Genomic DNA, 22,505 nt, shown 5'->3' with positions numbered 1-22,505 from the left:
CCAAAGGACATCGCACACCCATGAATCGACGCAGCGGCACTGGATACACAGGCGTCCCGTCATGGATCTACGTCATCGCGGCAGCAGGATCACTGTTCATCCTGCTGCCGTTGGTGGCGATGGTGGCCAAGGTCAACTGGGCGAATTTCATCCCGCTGATCACTTCCGAATCGTCCATCACGGCGCTCGGGCTGAGCCTGAGAACGTCGGCGGCGAGCACAGCGCTCTGCGTTTGCCTGGGGATTCCGCTGGCGTTGGTCCTTGCGCGCAGCCCTTTCCCCGGCCAGCGGCTCCTCCGGGCTTTCGTGCTTTTGCCACTGGTGCTGCCACCGGTGGTCGGCGGCATTGCGCTGCTCTATACGTTCGGCCGCCAAGGCCTTCTTGGGAAGTCCCTTGAGCTGGCCGGTATCCAGATCGCGTTCTCCACCACCGCCGTCGTCCTCGCCCAAACGTTCGTGGCCCTGCCGTTTCTGGTGGTCAGCCTGGAAGGTGCCTTGCGCACTGCGGGGAGCAAGTACGACGCCGTGGCGGCGACCCTTGGCGCCCGGCCCACCACCGTCCTGCGCCGCGTCACCCTCCCGCTGGTTCTGCCGGGCCTCGCTTCCGGAGCCGTCCTGTCCTTCGCCCGCAGCCTCGGTGAGTTCGGCGCCACGCTCACCTTCGCGGGCAGTCTTCAGGGAGTGACCAGGACCCTGCCGCTGGAAATCTACCTGCAGCGCGAGACCGACGCCGATGCCGCCGTCGCGCTGTCCTTGGTCTTGGTGGCAGTCGCCGTGGCCGTGGTGGGGCTCAGTTACGGGCGACGCCGCTCGCTGGCACCCGTGGAGGTCCAGCCGTGACCTTCGAACTGCAAGCCAGCCTCCCACTGAGGAACTTCGATCTGTCCCTCAAACTTCACGACGGCGAAACCGTGGCCATCCTGGGCCCTAACGGCGCCGGAAAGTCCACGTTGTTGAGTGTGATCGCCGGGCTGTTGCGGCCGGATTCGGGGTCCGCCAGGATCGGGGACCGGGAACTGTTCAACCTGGACCACGGCAGCCAGCACTGGACCGCGCCGCACGTCCGGGGTACGGCGCTCCTGGCCCAGGAAGCGTTGCTGTTTCCGCATCTGAACGTCCTGGACAACGTGGCGTTCGGGCCGCGCAGCAGGGGTTCGTCCAACGCGATTGCCCGCGAAACGGCCCGGCGATGGCTTACTGAAGTGGACGCGTTGCAGCTCTCGGACCGGAAGCCCGCCCAACTCTCAGGTGGACAGGCGCAGCGTGTCGCGGTGGCCCGGGCGTTGGCCGCCGACCCCGAGCTGCTGCTCCTTGACGAACCCATGGCTGCGCTCGATATCCATGCGGCGCCGTTGCTCCGGCGCGTGCTCAAGCGGGTCCTGGCGAACCGCAAGGCCATCATCGTCACCCACGATGTCCTGGACGCCTACATGCTGGCGGATCGCGTGATTGTCGTCGAAAAGGGGCGCATCGCCGAGGAAGGCCCCACGCGCGAGGTCCTTGAACGGCCACGAAGCCACTTCGCTGCCGGGCTCGCGGGGCTGAACCTCGTCACCGGTACCACCAGCTCTGACGGGATTACGACGCCGGATGGCCGGGTTTTCGCGGGCCAGCACGATTCCGGGTGGTCGCCTTCGCCCGGCCAGGCAGGCGTGGCGGCTTTCCCGCCGTCGGCCGTTTCCGTCTTCCTGGGCGAGGTCCACGGAAGCCCTCGCAACTCCTTCCCGGTGACCATCACCGATCTGGAACCGCACGGCGACCAGATCCGGGTCCGTGCGGGCCAGCCGGCCGGGGGCGGGCAACGAGTCCTGTCCGCGGACATCACTCCGGCGGCCTCAGCAGATCTGGGGCTGGCCCCTGGCATGGAAGTGCGGTTCGTGGTGAAGTCGGCGCTGGTGTCGGTCTACCCGGCCTGAGGTTCCTTCGGGCGGCCTAGTCCCGGTACATCCGTTCCGCGTAAGACGCCCCGTAGTAGGCTTCGAGGTCCTCCAGGGGCGTCTCGGGCTGAACGTAGGCCTGGGACAGGGTGGCGATGCTCGGCAACTCATCGGCGCCCCACGTTTCGGGCTCCCACAGGCCACTGCGCATAAATGCCTTGCCGCAGTGCGTGAACACTTCCTCCACGGAAATCACAACCGCGGCACGGGGGCGGTGGCCTTTGACCACCATCAGGTCGAAGAAGCCGGCGTCGCGGACAATGCGTGCCGTGCCGTTGATCCGCAGCGTATCCGTGCGTCCGGGAACCACGGACAGGATGCCCACTTGCGGGTTTTCCAGAATGTTGCGGAAACCGAAGGCCAGCTTGTTCCCCGGGCGCTCCGGGATGGCGATGGTGTGGTCGTCCAGGACATGGATGAAGCCGGGGGGATCACCCTTCGGTGAGGCATCCACCCGGCCCTGTGCGTCCGACGTCGAGATGACACAAAAAGGACTGGCAGCCAGCCATTGGCGATCAAACGCGCTCAGCGAGGTGCGCACCTTCCGGCGCACGCGTTCCAGGGGCAGGCCGAGCAGTTGTTCCAATTCGTCCACAGTGTCGATTGAGTCCATGGCCCCAGCCTACTTTCCCCGTTTCCGGCCTACCGCGTCCGCAGCACTTGCCGCCGCGCGCACCAGTCGTCAGGGGTGCAGTTGGCGCGAGTGGGGGCGGGGTGGTGCCGTAAGGGGTGCGCCCGGCGCGGGTGGGTGCGGGGTGGGGCCGGAAAGGGTGCGCTTGGCGGGAGTGTGTGGGTGGTGCGGTGGTGACGAGTGCCGGGTGATGGGGGAGGGCCGCAGCTCGGGCCGCACCACTTCCCGCCGTTCGCACCAGTTGTAGCGGGTGCGCCCGGCGGGAGTGGGCGCGGTCCAAGCCCTAAGGGGTGCGCTGGGCGGGAACGGGCGCGGCCCGTGCCGTAAGGGGTGCGCCCGGCGGGAGTCGGTGCGCGGTGGTGCGGTGGTGACGAGTGCTGGGTGATGGGGGAGAGCCGCAGCTCGGGCCGCACCACTTCCCGCCGCGCGCACCAGTTGTAGGGGGTGCGCTGGGCGGGAGTGGGTGCGGGGTGGTGCCGTAAGGGGTGCGCCCGGCGGGAGTGTGTGCGGCCCGTGCCGTAAGGGGTGCGCCCGGCGGGAGTGCGTGGGTGGTGCGGTGGTGACGAGTGCTGGGTGATGGGGGAGGGCCGCAGCTTCGGGCCGCACCACTTCCCGCCGTTCGCACCAGTTGTAGCGGGTGCGCCCGGCGGGAGTGGGCGCGGTCCAAGCCGTAAGGGGTGCGCTGGGCGGGAACGGGCGCGGCCCGTGCCGCAAAGGGGCGCACCAGGCTCAAGCGGCAGCGAAAACAGCGAGGCTCTGGACAGCTGTTTCGCCGTGGGCAAACATGGAACACAATGGGCCAAAATGCAAAGTTGAGCGTAGTAGACTCAACTTTGAAAGTATTGGCCTAACCCAGAAAGGGAGCACTCTTTGGACGTCAAATTCACCACCAAAAGCCAGGAGGCCCTTTCTGCGGCCGCCATGAACGCTTCAACTGCGGGCAATCCGCAGCTTGAACCCGCGCACCTCTTGAAAGCCCTCATGGATCAGCGCGAGGGCGTGGCCGTGGCACTCCTGCGTGCCACCGGTGCGGATCCGGATGCCGTGAGCGTGCAGGCAAGCTCCGCCATCAAGGCACTGCCGTCGTCGTCGGGCAGCTCGGTCCAGCAGGCCCAGCTCTCCCGACAGTCCGTGCAGGCCATCCAGGATGCCCAGAACGAGGCCGACAAACTCGGCGATTCCTTCGTCTCAACCGAGCACTTGCTGCTGGGCCTCTCGGCCGGAAGCGGCGCCGTCGGGAAGTTAATGCGCGACGCCGGTGCCTCCCATGAGGCGCTGCTCGCCGCCCTGCCGGGTGTCCGAGGAGACAGGAACGTCAACTCGCCGGACCCCGAAAACACTTTCCAGGCATTGGAGAAGTTCGGCACCGACCTCACCGCCGTGGCACGCTCCGGCAAGCTCGACCCCGTGATTGGGCGTGACAGCGAGATCCGCCGTGTCATTCAGGTCCTGAGCCGCCGAACCAAGAACAACCCCGTGCTGATCGGCGAGCCCGGCGTCGGCAAGACGGCCGTCGTCGAAGGACTCGCCCAGCGCATGGTGGCCGGCGACGTCCCGGAAAGCCTGCGCGGCAAGACTCTGATCGCCCTCGACCTCGCATCCATGGTGGCCGGTGCCAAATACCGCGGCGAGTTCGAGGAACGCCTGAAGGCAGTCCTTGAAGAGATCAAGAACTCCAACGGCCAGATCGTCACGTTCATTGACGAAATCCACACAGTAGTGGGCGCCGGTGCCACCGGCGACAGTGCCATGGATGCCGGCAACATGCTCAAGCCCATGCTTGCCCGAGGTGAGCTGCGCCTGATTGGCGCCACCACCCTGGACGAGTATCGCGAGAACATCGAGAAGGACCCCGCCTTGGAGCGCCGCTTCCAGCAGGTCTACGTCGGCGAGCCCAGCGTCGAGGACACCATAGGCATTCTTCGTGGCCTGAAGGAACGCTACGAGGCACACCACAAGGTAGCCATCGCCGACTCTGCGTTGGTGGCGGCCGCAACGCTGTCCAACCGCTACATTTCCGGACGCCAGCTGCCGGACAAGGCCATCGACCTCGTGGACGAGGCCGCGTCCCGGCTCCGCATGGAAATCGATTCCGCCCCGGAAGAGATCGACCAGCTCCGCCGCGCCGTCGACCGTTTGACCATGGAGGAACTGGCCCTCCAGGGCGAGACGGATCCTGCGTCGGTGGAACGGCTGGCTGCGCTCCGCGCGGACAAAGCCGACAAGAACGAGGAACTCAGTGCGTTGAATGCGCGCTGGGAAGCTGAGAAGGCCGGCCTTAACCGTGTTGGTGACCTCAAGGCCAAGATCGATGAACTGCGCTCTGCCGCGGACAAGTCCCAGCGCGAAGGCGACCTCGAATCGGCGTCGCGGATTCTTTACGGTGAGCTGCCCGCCCTGGAGCGGGAGCTGAGTGCCGCTGCCGAGGAAGAGTCTGCCCGGAGCGAGTCAAAGCCGGAACTGATGGTCGCAGAAGACGTCACTGCGGACGACATCGCCGAGGTCATTTCCGCGTGGACGGGGATCCCTGCCGGTCGCATGCTCCAAGGCGAGTCGCAGAAGCTGCTGCATATGGAAGAGGAACTCGGCAAGCGCCTGATCGGTCAAAGCAAGGCTGTCCAGGCTGTCTCCGATGCTGTCCGCCGTGCCCGGGCCGGCATCAGCGACCCCAACCGGCCCACGGGCTCGTTCCTGTTCCTGGGCCCCACCGGCGTCGGCAAGACCGAGCTGGCCAAGGCCTTGGCGGACTTCCTCTTCGACGACGAACGCGCCATGATCCGGATCGACATGTCCGAGTACAGCGAGAAGCACGCTGTAGCCCGCCTGGTGGGTGCCCCTCCGGGATACGTCGGCTACGAGGAAGGCGGCCAGCTGACCGAGGCCGTCCGTCGCCGTCCGTACTCGGTGGTCCTGCTCGATGAAGTGGAGAAGGCCCACCCCGAGGTCTTCGACATCCTCCTGCAGGTTCTCGACGACGGTCGCCTCACCGATGGCCAGGGCCGCACCGTGGACTTCCGCAACACCATCCTGGTGCTCACGTCCAACTCCGGAAGCCAGTTCCTGGTTGACCCGTCACTGGATTCCAGGGCCAAGCGCGAGGCCGTCATGGCCGTGGTCCAGGCATCGTTCAAACCTGAGTTCCTGAACCGCCTGGACGAGATCGTGCTCTTCGATCCGCTGTCCGTGGAGGAACTTGCCCGGATCGTGGAGCTGCACGTGGCCGAGCTGAGCAATCGACTCCGTGATCGCCGGCTGAGCCTCGAAGTCACCGACGGTGCACGCGCTTGGTTGGCCATGTCCGGCTTCGATCCCGCCTACGGCGCCCGGCCGCTGCGCCGGCTCGTCCAGCGCGAGATCGGCGACCGCCTGGCCAAGGAGATCCTGGCCGGCGAGATCAGCGACGGCGACACCGTGCTGGTGGACACCGCAGCTGACGTGGACGAACTCACCATTGAGGGGTTGGAAGCGCTGGCAGGTCCCGACGGCGGTGCTCCAGTAGGTACGGGCCTCACGGTTCGCCGGAAGTAGATTCGGGGCTACTTCTTGAGGAGGTCTTCCTTGATGGTGTTGCCCGTACTGACCACGATGAAGCAATCAACGCGGCGGTCGCCCCGGTCCCAGCTGGTGGTACTCGGGTACACGTTCTGCTGAAGCAGCACGTAGTTGTCGGCCGCGTCGTTGAGCTTCATGCCCTTGCAGACTTCCCGCCCCTTGTCCCGCAGGGCATTGGTTCCGGGGAATGACTCATCAGCGGCGTAGGTGTGGACGGCGGCTAGCTGCGCCGAATGTTCTGTGTCGCAGGCTACGGCCCTCGCTTTGGGCGCATTGGGGTCGAAGTCCGCAAAGCAGTCGCCTACCTGAAAGTCCTTGGCCTCCGCGTCGCGGGGGAGGGGCCCGGCGGTAACGGTTGCGTTCGGAGAAGCCACCACAGCTTCCGGGCGCGTCCCGAGCAGGTTGAGCAGCACCCAGATCACGACGCCCATAAGAACCAGTACGCCGAGAACTATTCCGCCGATAACTAGTCGCTGGCGCTTGACGGGATTCCCGTGCGGCTCTGCCGGGGCTTCCTGGCCGAAGGTCGGTGGAGTGGCCTGGTAGGACGGGGCTGCTGTGTCCGCCGGCGGCACGGCGGGATCAGGTTGGTCTCCGGGGTTCGGTACGAAATCCGGATCGATTTCCGGGGCCGGATCAGGCTGAAGGCCGGAGGGGTTTGCCGCCGGGGCTTCCGGCGTGGCTGGTGGCACTTTGGGCGCAGGGGGCAGCCCGTCCTCGCCTTGACCGTGCGGTGAACCGTCACGTGGTGGAGTGTTGTCCTGGCTCATATTCCGGGGTGTGCCTTCCTGCTCTGAAGCCGCATTGAGGCAGACTCTACCCAATTTTCGCGCGCGTTGGAGGTGCTGGAGCTTCGTTTCGGCTACTCTCCGTCCCGACGCGGGGCCGTGGTGGCACGCAGGCACCCCCGAAAGCATGTAATCTAGACATACGACAAATTGACCAAACATTCCGGGGCCTCACCGATAGCCAAGGTGACCACCTCCGGTCCAAGTACAAAAGGGGGTCACGCCATGGGGCGCGGCCGTCAAAAGGCAAAAGCTACCAAGCAGGCTCGGGACATTAAGTACTACTCCCCGAACACTGACTATTCGGCACTTGAGCGGGAGCTCACGGGCCCATCCAGTCGTGTAAAGAGCCACTTCCCCGAAGAACCCCCGGAGCCGGACTACTCGGCCTACGAGGACAAGTACGCGGAAGACGACGAGGACGAGGTAGACACCCGCCGAATCGGATAGCTGTCGTAACCATCAGGTGCCTTTGGGTGCTGAGTTGCGTACCGCCGTCGTACTTCAAGGTCATCGTGCATTTCCGAATGCCGAATATCTTTTGAAAAGAGCCCCCAGGGCACGCCGTTCCTTGGCGTACCCCGGGGGCTCTTTTTTGCGTAGTCTGGAGTTTCCAACGCTTGAAGGGAAAGCCATGCCCGAGGTTGATAGCTACAAGCAGGGGACACCATGTTGGGTGGACCTTTCCTCCACCGCTATCGACGTTTCCAGGAAGTTCTACAGCAACCTGTTTGGCTGGGAACTCGACGCCATGGACGCAGGAAACGGCATGACTTATTACATGGCCAAACTTCATGGCCGGTACGTCGCGGGAATGATGCAGCAGGCGCCCGACGCGCCTGCGGGCATGCCATCGTATTGGGCCAACTACATCGCGGTGGATTCCGCGGACGCAGCCGCCGAGCGTGCTGTCGCGGCTGGCGGAAGCCTGCTTTTCCCTCCAGACACCGTCCCCAACGGCAGCGGACGCATGTTTTTCGCCACAGATCCCACGGGCGCGCAGATCGGTTTCTGGGAAGCCGGGAACCATCCGGGATCGGGTGTGGTGAACGAGCCCGGCACCATGATCTGGAACGAACTGCAGACCAACGACGTCCCCAAAGCAGTGGCGTTCTACGAGGCAGTGACCGGATGCACCAGTGAGACCTCACCCGCCGGCGACCTCCGGAGATACACCAGCTTGCTGGTGGACGGCAGGAGGATTGCCGGAGCCCTCAAACTGCCCATCGAGGGCCTGTCGCCGTTTTGGATGACTTACTTCAATGTGCAGGACGTCGATGATGCCGTGGAGCAGGCTGTCGACTTGGGAAGCCACGTGATCGCACCGGCGTTCGACGTCCCGGGAATCGGGCGCATGGCCGTCCTCATGGATCCGGCAGGGGCGGCATTCAGCATCATGACGGGACTTTCAGAATGACGGTACGGAAGCACTATGCCAGCGGAGAGCCTTGCTGGGCGGATCTGCAGACACGCGATGTCGCCGCGGCCAAGGACTTTTACGGCAAGGTGTTCGGCTGGACTTACAAGGACCTGCCCACGCCGGACGGGCGCAGCTACGCGCAGGCCTTCGTGAAGGATCAGTTGGTGGCGGTGATCGCCCCGCAGAACTCACTGCAGGAGGCGGCCGGAACCAACGGCCAATGGAACGTCTACATCGCCGCCACTGACACCGAGGAGATCGCCGAGGACTCCGTCCACGCCGGGGGAAAGCTTCAGTTCGGCCCCGAGACCGTTGCTGATACCGGCGTCCTTGCGTTCGTCGAACCACCGGGAGGCGGAACCACCGGTATCTGGCAGGCCGGAACACACCTGGGCAGCCACCTGTTCAACGAGCCCGGGGCGTTGGCCTGGGCGGAGCTCCTGACGCCCGAGCCGCAGGCCGCCGTCGCGTTCTTCCAGCAGCTGTTCGGGTATGAGGTGACCGAATATCCCCAGGACGACGGCGGAAATTACAGCACGCTGATGGTCATAGACGACGAGGTGGCCGGCATTGTCCCTGCCGGTGAGGGCGAGGAGGCCGCCTGGCAGATCTACTACGGGGTCTCGGACCTGCGTAGGGCCGCTGAGGCAGCCGTCGCTGCCGGGGGAGAGATGCTCGTGGAACCGGAAGAGATTCCGGAGGCAGGATCACTCGCCACCATCCAGGATCCGCAGGGTGGAGTGCTTAGCCTGATCCAGGTGTAGCTACTGGTCTTTCTCGTGGCAGAGGTCCAGCAGAGGCACCAGAGTATCGAGGTCGCCCGCGCGGGCTGCTGCCACAATTCTGCGATGCGCATCCGCAACGCGATCAAGCTTGTCCTGGTCCAGGGGATAGGAGCGGCTGATGAGCCGTTGGACGGGGTTGTCCCACACGTCTTGCAGAGTCTTCAGCAGGAAACCGTTTGGCGATGGTGCGGCGAGGCTCAAATGGAAGGCCCGGGTTGCTGAGAACAGCTCTTCGGCATCGGTGCTGGCTGCGCCCTCGGCAATCAGCAGGTCCAGCCGTGCGAGTTCCAGGTCCGAGTATTTCGCGCCGCCCTGCCTGATGGCCATCACTTCCAGAGCCTTGCGGACCTCGTAGACTTCCTCCACCTCGGAGCGTGTCAGCGTGGTGGCGAAGTATCCGGATCCGGGCTCGAGTGTAGCCAATCCGTCGTGGACCAGCCGCGTCAGGGCGTCACGGACGGGCGTGCGGGAAACACCGTACTCCTCCGCGATTTGTTCCTGGACGAGCGCTGCGCCGGGAGTGATCACGCCATTGACGATGTCATTGCTGATCCGGTCGTAGACGTGTTCGCTCAGTGGCCGCACTTTCTTGGCAGCTTGCGCAGGCATTCGCCCCATCCCCTCATCGGTATAAAACTCATTTGATCCTACGTGGTTTACATCACGGTATTCACTGTATACAGTGAATCCAATTCCACCAAGCCTCACGAAAGTTGCTCCATGACCTTGCACATACCCCGTATCCCCGGCATCGACTTCGCCGCTGCCGGCAAGCAGCTGGGCTATCTGGAGATCGAACATTCGGACAATGAAAATGACGCCGCTGTCATCCCTTCGCCCATCGCCGTCATCAGCGGCGGCGACGGGCCCACCGTTCTCCTGTTGGCCGGAACGCATGGCGATGAGTACGAAGGACAGATACTGCTACAGGAACTGATCCGCTCCGTTGAGGCCGACGATGTTGCCGGCCGATTGATCATCCTGCCCGCGCTCAACATCTCCGCCGTCAGAGAGGGCCGGCGCGTAGCCAGCGTGGATGGCGTAAACCTCAACCGTGCCATGCCGGGCCGAGCCAACGGTGGCCCGGCACAGCAGATCGCCTCCATTGTGGCCGAAGACCTCATTCCCATGGCGGACTACGTCATGGACATCCACTCCGGTGGCATCGCTTCCGAGTACGTGCCTTCAGCGTTCGTCTACCTCGGCCCGACTCCTGAGCTCTGGGCCGAGAAGGTCGCGGCGGTGGCGGCTTTCAATGCGCCCTATTCCGTGGCCGTCAAGCCAATGCTCAAAGCGGGGTCCATCAGCGGAGCGGCCGATCGTGCCGGTGTTCCCATGATTTCCACTGAACTGGGTGGACGAGGAACAGTCTCCCTGCCCATCCTGAACCGTGCCAGGACTGGACTTCGCTCGCTGCTGGGCCATTGGGGCGTGCTCAAAGACGAGCCGGACGTTCCACAAGAGGCCATTCAGTGGGTGGAACTAACAGGGAAGTCCGCCGTCCACTCCACCATGGCCGGGCTTTTGGAACCTGTGGTGGAACTCGGCCAGAAAGTCATTGCAGGCGACGTCGTTGCGCGCGTCCATTCAGTAGAGGAACTGGACAGGCCAGCCAAAGATTTCCATGCACCGATCAACGGGGTGGTCGCCATCATGCGGCACCCCGCAATCGTCAACGTCGGCACCACCCTGGTCAACATCGCCGTTGACCACGGCACAACCCCACCGGAAGGTCATCATGTCCCGTCCTAACGTCACTGGAACCGGCGCGCTGCTCCTGGCAGCAGCGCTCGGTTTGTCCGGCTGTACCACCGCGTCCCTCGATGCGGGCAAAGAGCCCGCGGCCTCATCCGGGCCGCAAAACACCACCACCGTGGCGCCCGCGGCCTTCAACCAGGCAGCGGCAGACCTTCTGCCCGCGGCGATCAAAGCCAAGGGAACCCTGGTGGTGGGCACGGACCCCACGTTCCCTCCCTACGAGTTCTACGCCGATGACAACAAAACAGTGATCGGCTGGGACGCGGACTTCGCCAAGGCACTCGGCGAGACGCTCGGGCTGGAAGTCACCATGGCACCGGCAACATTCGACACCATCCTGCCGGGCGTCAGCTCGCACAAGTATGACGTTGGCATCTCGGGTTTCAATGTGACCGCTGAGCGTCGGAAGAATGCGGACTTTGCCGCCTACCAAAGCAGCGGTTCCGGCTTGGCCGTTAAGGCCGGGAATCCCAAAAAGCTCACGCTGGATCCGTTGAAGTTGTGCGGCACCAAGGTCGGCGGCGAGAAAGGCACCACGCAGGGCATAGAGACGCTTCCCTCGTTCTCCCAGCAGTGCGTCGACGCCGGCAAGGCACCGATCGACATCCAGCTCTTCCCATCCCAGAACGAGGCGAACCTGGCGCTCGTCTCAGGCAGGGTGGACAGCGTCCTGTCAGGGTTGATCGGCACCGGGTACGCCAGCAAGCTCTCCGGAGGCGCTTTCGAGCTCGCCGGTGACGAGGACTACGATCCCACCCCCGTCGGCATAGCCATGCCCAAGGGTTCTCCGCTCACTGCGTCCATCGTGGCTGCGGTGAAAGCACTCGTGGTGAGCGATACCTACAAGCAGATCAACACCAAGTACGGAATTCCTCAGACTGTCACCATCAGCGCCGATGCCGTGGATGCCGGTGATGCCCGATGAGCGGGCTCATGAGTCTTACCGAGACCGCTGCAAGCCACGGTCGGTTCACCGTAGTGCCGGCCCGGCACCCATGGCGATGGGTGGCAGGGACGGCAGTGGCCGCCGTCGTGATCCTGCTGGTGATCTCGGCAGTGACCAATCCGCGCTTCGGCTGGGACAAGGTGGCGCTGTACTTCCGTGACGTCGCGATCGTGAACGGTATTGGGATCACGCTGTTCCTGACCGTGGTGTGTATGGCCCTGGGCGTTGGTCTCGGCGTGGTTCTGGCTGTGATGCAGTTGTCCGCGAACCCCGTGGTCAAGGCCTCGGCCAGCGCCTATGTGACCATTTTCCGTGGCACTCCCGTGCTGGTTCAGCTTCTGTTCTGGTTCAATCTCTCAGCGCTGTACCCGGAAATCACCTTTGGAATTCCGGGCGTCAGCCTTGATGCCAATCAGCTGATCACTCCTTTGGCTGCCGCGATCCTTGGCCTTGGCCTGAACGAGGCAGCGTACATGTCCGAGATTGTCCGGGCAGGCATCCAGTCGATCGATCAAGGCCAGAGCGAAGCCGCCGGGGCGCTGGGTATGTCCCGGATCCAGACCCTCACCCGTGTGGTGCTGCCGCAAGCCATGCGCGTCATCATCCCGCCCACCGGAAACGAGTTCATCGGCATGCTCAAGACCACCTCGCTGGTCAGCGTGCTGGCAGTTCCGGAGCTGCTCTACTCCGCGCAGATCATCTACTCCAAGAACCTGCAGGTAGTGCCGCTGCTCCTGGTGGCAAGCATCTGGTACATCATCATCACCACGGTGTTCAGCATCGGGCAGGGCTACCTGGAACGCCGCTTTTCCCGCGGCACGTCCCGTTCCGTACCACCCACCACCATGGAGCGCCTGCGGAAATTCTTCAGGGTCCATTCGCCGCTGGCCACAGGAAAGGGCAACGCATCATGACTATCGAATCCACTATTGCAGCGGTGCCGCTGGTCCGGGCCGAAGGTGTCCGCAAAAGCTTCGGCCCGCACGAGGTCCTCAAGGGCATCGACCTTGAAGTCAAGAGCGGGGAGGTCGTGTGCTTGATCGGTGCTTCCGGATCAGGGAAGAGCACCTTTCTCCGGTGTGTGAACCACCTGGAGAAAATCGACGGCGGACTGCTGTGGGTGGAGGACCGGGTGGTCGGATACCGGATCAAGGGCACCAAGCTCCACGAACAGTCGCACAACGAGATCTGCGCCGACCGGACAGACATCGGAATGGTCTTCCAACATTTCAACCTGTTCCCGCACATGACGGTGCTGGAGAATCTGATGGAAGCCCCGCTCCGGGTGCTCAAACAACGCAAGGTGGACGTCCGGCGTCGTGCGCTTGCCTTGCTTGAGAAGGTGGGCCTGCAGGAGAAGGCGCACGCCTACCCGCGGCACCTCTCAGGCGGGCAGCAGCAGCGCGTGGCAATCGCCCGGGCGCTGTGCATGGAGCCCAAGCTCATGCTGTTCGATGAGCCGACGTCGGCCCTGGACCCGGAGCTTGTGGGGGAGGTCCTGCGGGTCATGAAGGACCTGGCCAAGACCGGAATGACCATGATCGTGGTGACGCACGAGATGGGGTTCGCGCGGGACGTGGCGGATCGTGTGGTGTTCATGCACGATGGCCGCATCATCGAGGAAGGCCCGGCCGAATCGGTCATCAATAACCCGCAGCACGAGCGGACGCGGGGATTCCTGTCCGCGGTGCTGTGACAGCGCCCTCCGGGTAGCAAAAGAGCGGGCGGGCAGTTGAGTGATCAACTGCCCGCCCGCTCTGTTACTCAGGCGATAAGGCGCCTACGCGTAGGCGTTCACCAAACGGACAGCTCCGCCGTCGACGCCCTTGGCGCCCTGGACGTAATCCGGGCCGGTCGTGTCGATGGAGTCGGAGTCCGCCGATACCGTACCCATGATCCAGGACGGCAGTCCACGGTCGTTCAGGCGGGCTACGGCGGCGTCGGCTGCTTCGGCGGAAACGATGGCAACCATGCCCACGCCGAGGTTCAACGTGCGCTCAAGGTCGGCCAGCGGAACGTTGCCGAGCTCGGAGACCAGCTTGAAGATCGCGGGCAGTTCCCAGGTGTTGCGGTCAACCGTGGCCACGAGGCCCTGCGGAAGGACGCGTGCCAGGTTGGCGGCCAAGCCACCACCGGTGACGTGGCTGAAGCCGTGAACTGCCGCGCCGCCCGTGACGGGGAAGGTGCGGGCCAGGTCCAGGCAGTCGGCTGCGTAGACGCGCGTCGGTTCCAGGAGCTCTTCGCCCAGCGTGCGGCCAAGTTCGGAAACCTGGCGGTCCAGGGCCCAGCCGGCGTGGTTGATGACGCGGCGGACCAGGGAGTAGCCGTTGGAGTGCAGGCCGGAGGAGGCCATGCCGATCACGACGTCGCCAGCGCGGACGCGGTCCGGGCCGAGCAAGGCATCGGCCTCGACGATGCCGGTTGCGGCACCGGCGACGTCGTACTCGTGCTCGCCGAGGAGGCCGGGGTGCTCAGCGGTTTCGCCACCCACCAAGGCGGTGCCGGCAACGGAGCACGCAGCGGCGATACCGCGGACGATGTCAGCGATGCGTTCCGGGACAACCTTGCCGCAAGCGATGTAGTCGGTCATGTAGAGCGGCTCAGCGCCAACCACCACGATGTCGTCGACCACCATGCCCACGAGGTCGAAACCGATGGTGTCGTGGATGTCCATGGCCTGCGCAATGGCAACCTTGGTGCCCACGCCGTCAGTGGAGGTGGCCAGCAGCGGCTTCTTGTAGGTGAGCAGCTTGGAGACGTCGTAGAGGCCAGCGAAACCGCCGACGCCGCCAATCACCGAAGAATTGTGGGTCGCCTTGATGGCACCCTTCATGAGTTCGACTGCGCGGTCTCCCGCTTCGACGTCGACACCTGCAGAAGCGTAGGTGATGCCGGCGTTGTTCTCAGCGGCTGGGGTTGCGGAGGTCATACAGACTCTTTCTTGTCGGCGTCGGTCAAACGATCAGCGTCGGTCAGCAGGTTCTCGAATTCGGCGTCGGGCCCGGGATCGCACCCCGTAGCACCCGGCTTGGCGGCCGGATCTTCGGAATCGGCCGGAGAGTCAGCCTCGGCGGACGGGAGCCCGCCAAGATCGGTGCGCTCCAGCAGGTTCTTGCCCAGCTTGTCCGCGTGCGGCAGCTCGATGGGGTACTGGCCGGTGAAGCAGGCCGTGCAGAGGCGTTCGCGCGGCTGCTGGGTAGCGCCGATCATGCCGTCCTCGGAGATGTAGGCCAGCGAGTCAGCGCCGATGGCCTGGGAGATCTCCTCGATGGTGGCGCCGTTGGCGATAAGCTCCGCGCGGGACGCGAAGTCGATGCCGTAGAAGCACGGCCACTGGACCGGCGGGGATGAGATCTTGACGTGCACAGCGGCGGCGCCGGCTTCGCGGAGCATCCGCACAATGGCGCGCTGCGTGTTGCCGCGGACGATCGAGTCATCCACCACCACAATGCGCTTGCCGCGGATCACGGATTCCAGGGCGTTGAGCTTGAGGCGGATACCCAACTGGCGCAGGGTCTGCGACGGCTGGATGAACGTGCGGCCCACATAGGCGTTCTTGACGAAGCCGTGCGCGAACGGGATTCCGGACTGTTCTGCGTAGCCAACAGCCGCCGGGGTACCGGACTCGGGAACGGGAATCACGAGGTCAGCCTCGTGCGTGTTTTCGCGGGCCAACTGGCGGCCCATCTCAACGCGGGCCTCGTACACGGAGCGGCCGGCAATGGCAGCATCCGGACGGGCAAGGTAAACGTATTCGAAGACGCAGCCGGCGGGTGTTGCCTCGGCGAAGCGCTGCGAACGGACGCCGTCCTCGTCGATGGCAATGAATTCGCCGGGCTCGATCTCGCGGATGAAGCTCGCACCAACGGTGGCCAGGCCGGCCTGCTCGGAGGCGACAACCCAGCCGCGATCCAGGCGGCCCAGACACAACGGGCGGATGCCATACGTATCGCGGGCCGCGTAGAGGGTTCCTTCATCCATGAAGACGAAGCAGAAGCCGCCCTTGATCTTGGGCAGCAGCTCCAGTGCGGTCTGCTCCAGGGTCTTGCCCTCTTCGCCCTCAAGGAGAGCGGTCACCAGTGCGGTGTCCGAGGTGTTGCCCTGCTTCATTTCACCGGTCAGCTGGCCGTCGTTGCGCTCAAGGATCATTTCCCGGAGTTCAGCGGTGTTGGTCAGGTTGCCGTTGTGGGCCAAGGCAACCGTGCCGGTTGCTGTCGCACCCAGGGTTGGCTGCGCGTTGGCCCAGTGGCTTGCACCGGTGGTGGAGTACCGGCAGTGGCCTACGGCCAAGTGCCCGGTAAGGGTATTGAGGGTCGTCTCATCGAAGACCTGGGACACAAGGCCCATGTCCTTATAGACATTGATGCGCTTGCCGTCACTGGTAGCAATACCAGCCGATTCTTGTCCGCGGTGCTGCAGCGCATACAGCCCGTAATAGGTGAGTTTTGCTACTTCTTCACCGGGAGCCCAAACCCCGAAGACGCCACAAGCGTCCTGGGGGCCTTTTTCGCCGGGGAGAAGATCATGAGAAAGTTTTCCGTCGCCACGTGCCACTGGTCGATTGTCTCATGTTGTGGCCGTGGTAAGTTCCCGCTCCGCTTATATGACCCCTCGAAAGGGCCTGATCCGGCAAAAATGCGGTGTGTCTCACATCCGGCACCCCACCAAAGAGGCGGGCCGGGTGCCCGGGTTAGCGGACGTCGTCGTTCTCGGGGCCTTCATCCGGAACAGAATCCGGGACGGCCTCCACCAGCGCGCGTTCGGAGCGCTTGACGCTGACGCGGTCAAGGACCAGCGCGAGGATCGAGAAGAGGATGACGCCGCCGCCCGCGCAGACGATCAGGAAGAAGCCGAAGACCGTGCTGGCATCAAAGGCGGGGTCGGCCGGGCGGCCATAGGCGATGATCGCGGCCACAATGGCGCCCACCACCGCGCCGAGAATCATGAAGGGAACGAACTTGGGTGCCCGGCGAACAGTGATCTCGCGACGGGCGGAATTGGGGGTGGTGTCCTCTGAAGCCATGCGTTAAAGCCTACCGTTCCTCGCCCAAGTGACAGTTAATGCCAATGTTCTTGGCGAACATTGGCATTAACTGGCAACTCGGGGGGGGGGTGAGTTAGCTGCCGCGGTATGTCGAGAACGCGAACGGGCTCAGCAGGAGCGGCACGTGGTAGTGCTCGCCGGCGTCGGAAACTGTGAAGTTCAGGTCCACTTCCGGGAAGAACGTCTCCGTGCCGAGGCCCTCGTAGTAGGCGCCCGTGGCGAAGTTCAAACGGTAAGCTCCGCCGGGAATCTGCTCCGGGCCCAGGGTCTTGATGCGGCCGTCGGCGTCGGTTTCACCCTTCGCCACCAGTGTCCAGTCGTCACCTTCGCGGACGTAGAGTACGACGGCGACACCCGCCGCCGGGCGGCCGGAACCGGTGTCCAGGATGTGCGTGGTTACTTGTGAAACGCTCATGCGTTGACTCCTTCGCTGATCAGTCCGGAGAGGCGCAGCAGTGCGATCTCCCGCAGCTGGCCAGCCACGATGCGGTCTTCTTCTTCGGGGGTGTGGGTGATGCGTTCCTGCAAGGTGCTGAGGATTTCCTGGGCGCTGCGACCTGCGGCGCGGATCAGGAAGACCCTGCCAAATTTGTCCTCGTAAGCGCGGTTCCCCTCGGCGAGGGCGGCCGTAATTTGGTTGTCGCCTGGGTCGACGCCCGCCTGCTCCGAACGCGACATCGCGGCTTCGGTGGTCTGCGCCTTGGGGCGTTCGCCAATGCGGGGGTGGTGGGCCATGGCGGACTCGACCTCGGCCGCGGTGAAGGGCTCGGCGGCACGCTGGGCTTGCCCCAGCAGTTCGTCGACGCTGGTGTAAGGGCGAGCGTCCACGACGGCCTCTACCCAGCGGCTGATATCCAGGCAAGGGGTCAGGGTCCTGATGGCCTCGTCCCGGTCAACACTGTTGAATACTGCAAGCTCCATGCTTGTGTCATCCTCGTGCAAAAATGCTGGCATCCATGGTGTGGGCTATGCGGAACTCTTGCTGGTGCAAGAGGAAGCCTTTGCTTCAAGCTTCCGCATCATGGAACTGTTATTTCAGCATACGTAATTCAGTTAAGCCCAGTGGTCGGGCTGGTGTCAAGAGACTACCGCGCTGTGACGCCTCGTCCGCACTGTGATGTAGAGGCGATGGGCGGTGATGACAACAGCCAGCCAAGCAATGCCGATGGCCCAGGCGGCGAGCACATCCGTGAGCCAGTGGTGGCCCAGATAAACCCGGCTGAGTCCCATGGTTGCTGCGAAGACCGACGCAACCAGCACCGTGATGACCCTCGCCCGGGTGGTTTCGAGCCGGAGGATGATCAGGTAGGCCACGATCCCGGCGATCACGATCGAGTTGAGGGAGTGGCCGCTGGGGAATGACGCGGAATGTTCGTACGGAGGGATCGCGTCGGCCAGGTCCGGGCGGCTGCGCCCGAAGATCGGCTTTCCGACGATGGTGATGAGCAGCGATCCCAGCCCGGCGGCAAGCATCAGGATGACCGGTGTCCAGGATCGCCGCCGGGTGGCAAGGAAGATCATGATCCCGACGGCAATAAGGGGCATGCCAACCGTTCCGCCGATGTTCGTGTACGCCGTGACGGCGACATCCAGTGCGGGGGAGCGGATTGACTTGGCTGCGGCCAGCGCTGGATCGTCCAGCCCTGCTACGCCGTCGGCCTCGGTGACGGATTCGTAGACTTCACCGAAGGCAAGGGCCAGCGATGCGGCGATGGCGAGTCCCACCACAAGGGTGATGACGAGCGCTGCATAAGGGCCGAGCAATCGTGTGACCCATTCAGCGCCCCTGGCCAATGCTCGGCCGACCGGTGATTTCCAGCGCGCCAGGTCCTGCCCTGCAAGAAATCGGTCCTGATTAACCTCGCCCCGGACGCCGGCTTCCGGCGGCTCTTTTCCTTCAGTCGTCACTCGTGTCCCCTATCCGTGGCGGCCTCCGCGTTGGTGAGCCACCTTAGCAGCCGGGGCTTGGAGGTTGCTGGGTGCCTCCATCCGCCAAGCCGTGGTGATCAAGGGAGTGGCGTCCCCGCCTTGACCAGCAGCGTGTGCTCGGGGCGGAGTTCGGTGCCGTCTTCTGCAAGGGGCCGCAATGGCGGCACCGGGCGTCCGGTTTCCGAGAGCTCGTACTCGCTCCGCGTACCCCGCTCATTAGGGATCCGGATCAGGATTCCCCTTTCCACAAGCAGCCGGAGCCGGTCCGACAAGATGTTCTTCGCAACGCCCAAGGACTTCTCGAATTCCGAGAAACGCCGTTTGCCATCCAGCGCATCCCGGTTGCGGACGTGGGCTGGATGGTGGCGTCCTGCCAAGCCGGGTATCTCCTCGGGCTGGTTCTGTCAGCAGCCAAACAATGATCGTGGCCGGAGCCGAAGAGGCCGCCAGCAGCATCATTGGCAGCTACATGGCGTTCTACTCCGTGGGAAGCGCAGTGGGAGCCGCAACCGTAGCCCCGGTTTACGATGCGTGGGGCTGGACGGGCGCCAGCGTTCTGGGGGCGGGCCTCGCGCTGGCCGCGCTTTTGCTTTGGGGGCTTCACCAACTCCGTTCAAGGAAGGTCGCTGCCGGGGCGGGTTTGGCTCGCTCCGCACACGGCGCTGGGGCAGAATGACCTCAACCAGTTGAAGGAGTTCGCACATGCCAGACATTCTGACGTCCAGGTTCCTGTTCGGTCCGGGCCCGAGCAACTGCTACCCCGAAGCCATGGCCGCCCTGGCCTACCCCGTGCTCGGGCACCTCGATCCTGTGTTCATTGAACGGCTCGACCATACCTGTGAAGGCCTCCGGACAGTCTGGGGCACGTCCAACGCGCGCACACTCCCGTTGAGTGCCACCGGTTCCGGCGGCATGGAAGCGGCCTTCGTGAACACCGTGTCCGACGGCGACGTGGCAGTCATCGCTGTCAACGGACTTTTCGGGGCGCGGATGTGTGAGGTCGCCCGGCGCTGCGGCGCGACGGTTGTGCGTGTCGATCACGAATGGGGACAGCCCGTGGACGCCGACCGTGTGCTCTCGGCGCATCCCCATCCGAAGGTGATCGCCGCCGTCCACGCTGAGACCTCCGTTGGCGTGCTCTCCGATATTGCTGCCCTCGGTGCCGGCAAGGGAGACGCCCTGCTCATCACGGACGCCGTCACGTCCATCGGTGGACTGGAGCTGTTGGCGGACGACTGGGAGATCGACGTCGGATACGCCGGAACGCAGAAGTGCCTGGGTGTCCCGCCAGGACTTTCGCCGTTCACGGTGTCGGACCACGCGTTCGAGCGCCGCGTCAAGGATCCGCGCTCCTGGTACCTCGATATCGGGCTCCTCGGCGGCTACGTCGGCGCGGCCAGCGGCGCCCGGACCTACCACCACACCGCGCCGGTCACCATGATCGCCGGCCTCGAAGCCGCTTTGGACCGGATCCTCGCTGAAGGCCTCGACGTTGTGCAGGCCCGGCATCGCGCCGCTGGTGCCGCCCTGCAGGATGGCCTGCTGGACATGGGACTGGAACTGTTCGCCGCCGAAGGTGCCCGACTGCCGAGCCTCACCACGGTCAAAGTGCCCGACGGCGTCAACTCGGCTGCCGTCCGCGCTTACCTTCTGGAGAACTTCAGTATGGAGATCGGCTCGGGCGTGGGGGAGTTCGCGGATACGGTGTGGCGCATCGGCATGATGGGCCCGAACGCCAACAGTGCCTCGGTAACCCTGGTGCTGGGGGCGCTGAAAGAGGCCATCGCGAAGGCGTAGCCCCCCGGACGCTCTCTCACGTCCCGCCGGGTTTTCCCCGATGCTCTCTCACGTCCCGTCGGGTTTTTCCCGATGCTCTCTCACGTCCCGTCGGGTTTTTCCCGATGCTCTCTCACATCGTCTGGAGCCGACGCACTATCGGTGACGTGAACGGCGTCGTTAGATGGTGTCGCGGATGCTCCAATGGCATCTTTGGCGAGCTTGGCCGAAAAGCAGTGCAGGGTTCCTGCCCGGGCGTAGCCGACGGGTCAGGTCACCCCTGGATCCACCCATACTCCCGTACATAGGGAACGCCCGCTCACAACAGTGAGCGGGCGTTCCAAAAAATCAAGCACGATGTGAGTGAGGGTCCGGTCACGACCGTGGGGAAGTGAGAGACGGTCCGGTCACGACCGTTGGGAAGTGAGAGACGGTCCGGTCACGACCGTTGGGAAGTGAGTGAGGGTCCGGTTACGACCGTGGGGAAGTGAGTGAGGGTCCGGTTACGACCGTGGGGAAGTGAGAGACGGTCCGGTTACGACCGTTGGGAAGTGATAGACGGTCCGGTTACGACCGTTGGGAAGTGATAGACGGTCCGGTCACGACCGTGGGGAAGTGAGTGAGGGTTAGACGCCCAGCTCTTCCTTGAGCGCCTGGACGTGGCCCTGGGCGCTGACCTGGTACTGGGTGAGCTTGACGGTGCCTTCGCCGTCGAGCACTACGGTGGAGCGGACCAGGCCTTCGACGATTTCGCCGTCAACCAGCTTCTCGCCCCAAGCACCGTAGGAGAGGGCCACAGCGTGGTTTTCGTCGGAGAGAAGCGGGAAGGTCAGGGCGAATTCGCCCGTGAACTTGGCGAGGGCCTCGGGGCCGTCCGGGGAGATCCCGATGACGTCGTAGCCCTTGCCCTGGAGGCTGGCGAGGTTGTCGCGGAAGTCGCAGGCTTCGGTGGTGCAGCCAGGGGTGGCTGCCTTCGGGTAGAAGTACACAATGACGTTGCGTCCGCGGTAGTCGGACAGCGAGACCTTGGTGCCGTCGGCGTCGAGAAGCGCGAAGTCAGGTGCTTGCGTTCCGACGAGGAGTTTCTGGGTCATGGCGATCCTTTACGTTCAACCGGTGTGCACCGGCGGTGTTTTCAAACAACAGCGATCATTCAAAGAGCGGACTCAATGAAAGTAGAACAGCGAAATCAGATGCTGTATTCCGCAGGTCCGCGCACTGTGGCATAAGGGCCAGGCACGAACTGGTAGCCGCCACCACGGACGGTGGCGACGGTGTGTCGGGCGGAGCCGAGCTTCCGCCGCACCCTTCCAACATAAACGTCGATCGAGCGAAATGCCGCGCCGGGAAGGTCAAATGACTCCAGGAAACGTTGCAATTCTTCACGACTGATGGCCCGTGAGCAGTTGACCACGAGGTAGCGGAGGAGCTTGTATTCCATGCCAGTAAAGGCAACAGGCTCGCCGTCCAGCAGGACTACTTCAGCAGCGAGGTCCACCGCAAGTTGGCTGCGGCGGCTCGCCAAAGTTACGGGCTCGACGCCGGTGCTGCCGCCCGCTTCCGTGCCGTTTCCAACGTCGGAATGGGCTTCTAAACGGGCGTCCGCGAGGGCATCGGCGAGTGTTACTGTCCTTGTCCGCGGACCGGTGCTACCGGCGTCGGCGGCTTCCTGCGGAGTGCCGCCCCAGGAAGTGTCGCCGACGCCGGAGTGCTGTGCCCCGGTGGCGGGCCAGATGCGGACTTCCGCCTCCGGGGCAAGTTTCATGGCACGGGCCAGCACAAGTCGTGCTGCCCGTTCCCACACCTCAGGATCGATCTCGTCGCCCTCGGCCGGGTTGACCCAGAGCGCCAGGCCGCGCGCGTTCAAACCAGGCCGCCGACCCGTGGAGGATCCACGGGAGGGCGGCGGCCCGTAGGCATTGACTGCCATGGCGGTAGGC

24 protein-coding genes are annotated in these 22,505 nt (G+C 64.3%); 12 read left to right on the top strand and 12 right to left on the bottom strand.

The genetic code is table 11. The annotated features are described in order from the left end of the window. Positions 1-20: 20 nt before the first annotated feature. The gene (locus ACFRJ9_RS02920) at positions 21-839 is read left to right on the top strand and encodes an ABC transporter permease (protein ID WP_377664232.1); all 819 of its coding nucleotides are present in this window, start codon (positions 21-23) and stop codon (positions 837-839) included. After that, positions 836-1,915: a sulfate/molybdate ABC transporter ATP-binding protein gene (locus tag ACFRJ9_RS02915; RefSeq protein WP_377664230.1), complete on the top strand. Its 1,080-nt coding sequence runs from the start codon at positions 836-838 to the stop codon at positions 1,913-1,915. The genes ACFRJ9_RS02920 and ACFRJ9_RS02915 overlap by 4 nt, the downstream gene beginning before the upstream one ends. A gap of 16 nt (positions 1,916-1,931) precedes the next feature. Here the strand turns inward: ACFRJ9_RS02915 and ACFRJ9_RS02910 are convergent, their stop codons facing one another. Then, positions 1,932-2,549 carry a pyridoxamine 5'-phosphate oxidase family protein gene (locus ACFRJ9_RS02910; protein WP_377664228.1) on the bottom strand — a complete coding sequence of 206 codons (618 nt, stop codon included), beginning with the start codon at positions 2,547-2,549 and terminating at the stop codon, positions 1,932-1,934. An 888-nt stretch (positions 2,550-3,437) separates the two neighbouring features. Here ACFRJ9_RS02910 and clpB point away from each other — a divergent pair. Further along, positions 3,438-6,095: an ATP-dependent chaperone ClpB gene (gene clpB, locus ACFRJ9_RS02905; RefSeq protein WP_377664226.1), complete on the top strand. Its 2,658-nt coding sequence runs from the start codon at positions 3,438-3,440 to the stop codon at positions 6,093-6,095. Between the two features lie 8 nt (positions 6,096-6,103). On the opposite strand, the gene ACFRJ9_RS02900 is transcribed toward clpB, so the two are convergent. Next, on the bottom strand, positions 6,104-6,889 hold the full coding sequence (locus ACFRJ9_RS02900) for a septum formation family protein (protein ID WP_377664224.1): 786 nt from the start codon (positions 6,887-6,889) through the stop codon (positions 6,104-6,106). Between the two features lie 243 nt (positions 6,890-7,132). Between ACFRJ9_RS02900 and ACFRJ9_RS02895 the strand changes: the two genes are divergently transcribed. From ACFRJ9_RS02895 to ACFRJ9_RS02885, 3 genes are all read left to right on the top strand, one after another. Next, positions 7,133-7,357 (top strand): DUF3073 domain-containing protein, encoded by a 225-nt coding sequence (locus tag ACFRJ9_RS02895; RefSeq protein WP_377664222.1) that lies wholly within the window; start codon positions 7,133-7,135, stop codon positions 7,355-7,357. Positions 7,358-7,541: 184 nt separating this feature from the next. After that, a complete protein-coding gene (locus ACFRJ9_RS02890) occupies positions 7,542-8,324 on the top strand; it encodes a VOC family protein (protein WP_377664220.1) in 783 nt (260 codons plus the stop codon). Beyond that, the gene (locus ACFRJ9_RS02885) at positions 8,321-9,091 is read left to right on the top strand and encodes a VOC family protein (RefSeq protein WP_377664218.1); all 771 of its coding nucleotides are present in this window, start codon (positions 8,321-8,323) and stop codon (positions 9,089-9,091) included. Before ACFRJ9_RS02890 ends, ACFRJ9_RS02885 begins: the two co-directional genes overlap by 4 nt. On the opposite strand, the gene ACFRJ9_RS02880 is transcribed toward ACFRJ9_RS02885, so the two are convergent. After that, a complete protein-coding gene (locus ACFRJ9_RS02880) occupies positions 9,092-9,721 on the bottom strand; it encodes a GntR family transcriptional regulator (protein ID WP_377664216.1) in 630 nt (209 codons plus the stop codon). Between the two features lie 111 nt (positions 9,722-9,832). On the opposite strand from ACFRJ9_RS02880, the gene ACFRJ9_RS02875 reads away from it, so the two are divergent. The 4 genes from ACFRJ9_RS02875 to ACFRJ9_RS02860 are packed head-to-tail and all read left to right on the top strand — an operon-like array spanning position 9,833 to position 13,512. Continuing rightward, on the top strand, positions 9,833-10,864 hold the full coding sequence (locus ACFRJ9_RS02875; protein WP_377664214.1) for a succinylglutamate desuccinylase/aspartoacylase family protein: 1,032 nt from the start codon (positions 9,833-9,835) through the stop codon (positions 10,862-10,864). Further along, positions 10,851-11,795, top strand: coding sequence for an ABC transporter substrate-binding protein (locus ACFRJ9_RS02870; RefSeq protein WP_377664212.1), 945 nt, complete (start codon positions 10,851-10,853; stop codon positions 11,793-11,795). Before ACFRJ9_RS02875 ends, ACFRJ9_RS02870 begins: the two co-directional genes overlap by 14 nt. Positions 11,796-11,803: 8 nt before the next feature. Next, positions 11,804-12,730, top strand: coding sequence for an amino acid ABC transporter permease (locus ACFRJ9_RS02865; RefSeq protein WP_377664210.1), 927 nt, complete (start codon positions 11,804-11,806; stop codon positions 12,728-12,730). Continuing rightward, positions 12,727-13,512, top strand: a complete 786-nt coding sequence (locus ACFRJ9_RS02860; protein WP_377664208.1) for an amino acid ABC transporter ATP-binding protein — start codon at positions 12,727-12,729, stop codon at positions 13,510-13,512. Before ACFRJ9_RS02865 ends, ACFRJ9_RS02860 begins: the two co-directional genes overlap by 4 nt. Positions 13,513-13,596: 84 nt before the next feature. Here the strand turns inward: ACFRJ9_RS02860 and purM are convergent, their stop codons facing one another. The 7 genes from purM to ACFRJ9_RS02825 all read right to left on the bottom strand — a co-directional run bounded on the left by purM (position 13,597) and on the right by ACFRJ9_RS02825 (position 19,166). After that, positions 13,597-14,745, bottom strand: coding sequence for a phosphoribosylformylglycinamidine cyclo-ligase (gene purM, locus ACFRJ9_RS02855; protein WP_377664206.1), 1,149 nt, complete (start codon positions 14,743-14,745; stop codon positions 13,597-13,599). Next, entirely contained in the window at positions 14,742-16,370 is a 1,629-nt protein-coding gene (purF, locus tag ACFRJ9_RS02850; RefSeq protein WP_377664204.1) for an amidophosphoribosyltransferase, read from the bottom strand. The genes purM and purF overlap by 4 nt, the downstream gene beginning before the upstream one ends. Positions 16,371-16,506: 136 nt before the next feature. Then, positions 16,507-16,839 carry a hypothetical protein gene (locus tag ACFRJ9_RS02845; RefSeq protein WP_377664202.1) on the bottom strand — a complete coding sequence of 111 codons (333 nt, stop codon included), beginning with the start codon at positions 16,837-16,839 and terminating at the stop codon, positions 16,507-16,509. A 94-nt stretch (positions 16,840-16,933) separates the two neighbouring features. Next, positions 16,934-17,275 carry a hydroxyisourate hydrolase gene (gene uraH, locus ACFRJ9_RS02840; RefSeq protein ID WP_377664200.1) on the bottom strand — a complete coding sequence of 114 codons (342 nt, stop codon included), beginning with the start codon at positions 17,273-17,275 and terminating at the stop codon, positions 16,934-16,936. Continuing rightward, the gene (gene uraD / locus ACFRJ9_RS02835; RefSeq protein WP_377664197.1) at positions 17,272-17,781 is read right to left on the bottom strand and encodes a 2-oxo-4-hydroxy-4-carboxy-5-ureidoimidazoline decarboxylase; all 510 of its coding nucleotides are present in this window, start codon (positions 17,779-17,781) and stop codon (positions 17,272-17,274) included. The genes uraH and uraD overlap by 4 nt, the downstream gene beginning before the upstream one ends. Positions 17,782-17,937: 156 nt before the next feature. Continuing rightward, complete coding sequence (locus ACFRJ9_RS02830; RefSeq protein ID WP_377664195.1) at positions 17,938-18,768, bottom strand: phosphatase PAP2 family protein; 831 nt, start codon at positions 18,766-18,768, stop codon at positions 17,938-17,940. A gap of 98 nt (positions 18,769-18,866) precedes the next feature. Next, on the bottom strand, positions 18,867-19,166 hold the full coding sequence (locus ACFRJ9_RS02825) for a winged helix-turn-helix transcriptional regulator (RefSeq protein ID WP_377664193.1): 300 nt from the start codon (positions 19,164-19,166) through the stop codon (positions 18,867-18,869). Positions 19,167-19,213: 47 nt separating this feature from the next. On the opposite strand from ACFRJ9_RS02825, the gene ACFRJ9_RS02820 reads away from it, so the two are divergent. Both ACFRJ9_RS02820 and ACFRJ9_RS02815 read left to right on the top strand, forming a co-directional pair. Further along, positions 19,214-19,465, top strand: a complete 252-nt coding sequence (locus ACFRJ9_RS02820; RefSeq protein WP_377664190.1) for a hypothetical protein — start codon at positions 19,214-19,216, stop codon at positions 19,463-19,465. Between the two features lie 26 nt (positions 19,466-19,491). Then, on the top strand, positions 19,492-20,586 hold the full coding sequence (locus tag ACFRJ9_RS02815) for a pyridoxal-phosphate-dependent aminotransferase family protein (RefSeq protein ID WP_377664187.1): 1,095 nt from the start codon (positions 19,492-19,494) through the stop codon (positions 20,584-20,586). 605 nt (positions 20,587-21,191) lie between these two features. On the opposite strand, the gene bcp is transcribed toward ACFRJ9_RS02815, so the two are convergent. Then, positions 21,192-21,659 carry a thioredoxin-dependent thiol peroxidase gene (gene bcp / locus ACFRJ9_RS02810; RefSeq protein WP_377664185.1) on the bottom strand — a complete coding sequence of 156 codons (468 nt, stop codon included), beginning with the start codon at positions 21,657-21,659 and terminating at the stop codon, positions 21,192-21,194. A 95-nt stretch (positions 21,660-21,754) separates the two neighbouring features. Beyond that, positions 21,755-22,495, bottom strand: coding sequence for a winged helix-turn-helix domain-containing protein (locus ACFRJ9_RS02805; protein ID WP_377664183.1), 741 nt, complete (start codon positions 22,493-22,495; stop codon positions 21,755-21,757). Positions 22,496-22,505: the final 10 nt, after the last annotated feature.

Source organism: Paenarthrobacter sp. NPDC056912, assembly GCF_042786555.1.
Taxonomy (GTDB): domain Bacteria; phylum Actinomycetota; class Actinomycetes; order Actinomycetales; family Micrococcaceae; genus Arthrobacter.
Note: the sequence above shows the minus strand (reverse complement) of the source record. Positions and strands in the feature narration are given on the sequence as shown.

What these genes read in the sequence shown, in the direction of transcription:
- ACFRJ9_RS02920 (WP_377664232.1), top strand. Translation starts at nt 21, where the DNA reads ATGAATCGACGCAGCGGCACTGGATACACAGGCGTCCCGTCATGGATC.
- ACFRJ9_RS02910 (WP_377664228.1), bottom strand. Translation starts at nt 2,549, where the DNA reads ATGGACTCAATCGACACTGTGGACGAATTGGAACAACTGCTCGGCCTG.
- ACFRJ9_RS02900 (WP_377664224.1), bottom strand. Translation starts at nt 6,889, where the DNA reads ATGAGCCAGGACAACACTCCACCACGTGACGGTTCACCGCACGGTCAA.
- ACFRJ9_RS02895 (WP_377664222.1), top strand. Translation starts at nt 7,133, where the DNA reads ATGGGGCGCGGCCGTCAAAAGGCAAAAGCTACCAAGCAGGCTCGGGAC.
- ACFRJ9_RS02890 (WP_377664220.1), top strand. Translation starts at nt 7,542, where the DNA reads ATGCCCGAGGTTGATAGCTACAAGCAGGGGACACCATGTTGGGTGGAC.
- ACFRJ9_RS02885 (WP_377664218.1), top strand. Translation starts at nt 8,321, where the DNA reads ATGACGGTACGGAAGCACTATGCCAGCGGAGAGCCTTGCTGGGCGGAT.
- ACFRJ9_RS02880 (WP_377664216.1), bottom strand. Translation starts at nt 9,721, where the DNA reads ATGCCTGCGCAAGCTGCCAAGAAAGTGCGGCCACTGAGCGAACACGTC.
- ACFRJ9_RS02875 (WP_377664214.1), top strand. Translation starts at nt 9,833, where the DNA reads ATGACCTTGCACATACCCCGTATCCCCGGCATCGACTTCGCCGCTGCC.
- ACFRJ9_RS02870 (WP_377664212.1), top strand. Translation starts at nt 10,851, where the DNA reads ATGTCCCGTCCTAACGTCACTGGAACCGGCGCGCTGCTCCTGGCAGCA.
- ACFRJ9_RS02865 (WP_377664210.1), top strand. Translation starts at nt 11,804, where the DNA reads ATGAGTCTTACCGAGACCGCTGCAAGCCACGGTCGGTTCACCGTAGTG.
- ACFRJ9_RS02860 (WP_377664208.1), top strand. Translation starts at nt 12,727, where the DNA reads ATGACTATCGAATCCACTATTGCAGCGGTGCCGCTGGTCCGGGCCGAA.
- purM (WP_377664206.1), bottom strand. Translation starts at nt 14,745, where the DNA reads ATGACCTCCGCAACCCCAGCCGCTGAGAACAACGCCGGCATCACCTAC.
- ACFRJ9_RS02845 (WP_377664202.1), bottom strand. Translation starts at nt 16,839, where the DNA reads ATGGCTTCAGAGGACACCACCCCCAATTCCGCCCGTCGCGAGATCACT.
- uraH (WP_377664200.1), bottom strand. Translation starts at nt 17,275, where the DNA reads ATGAGCGTTTCACAAGTAACCACGCACATCCTGGACACCGGTTCCGGC.
- uraD (WP_377664197.1), bottom strand. Translation starts at nt 17,781, where the DNA reads ATGGAGCTTGCAGTATTCAACAGTGTTGACCGGGACGAGGCCATCAGG.
- ACFRJ9_RS02815 (WP_377664187.1), top strand. Translation starts at nt 19,492, where the DNA reads ATGCCAGACATTCTGACGTCCAGGTTCCTGTTCGGTCCGGGCCCGAGC.
- bcp (WP_377664185.1), bottom strand. Translation starts at nt 21,659, where the DNA reads ATGACCCAGAAACTCCTCGTCGGAACGCAAGCACCTGACTTCGCGCTT.
- ACFRJ9_RS02805 (WP_377664183.1), bottom strand. Translation starts at nt 22,495, where the DNA reads ATGGCAGTCAATGCCTACGGGCCGCCGCCCTCCCGTGGATCCTCCACG.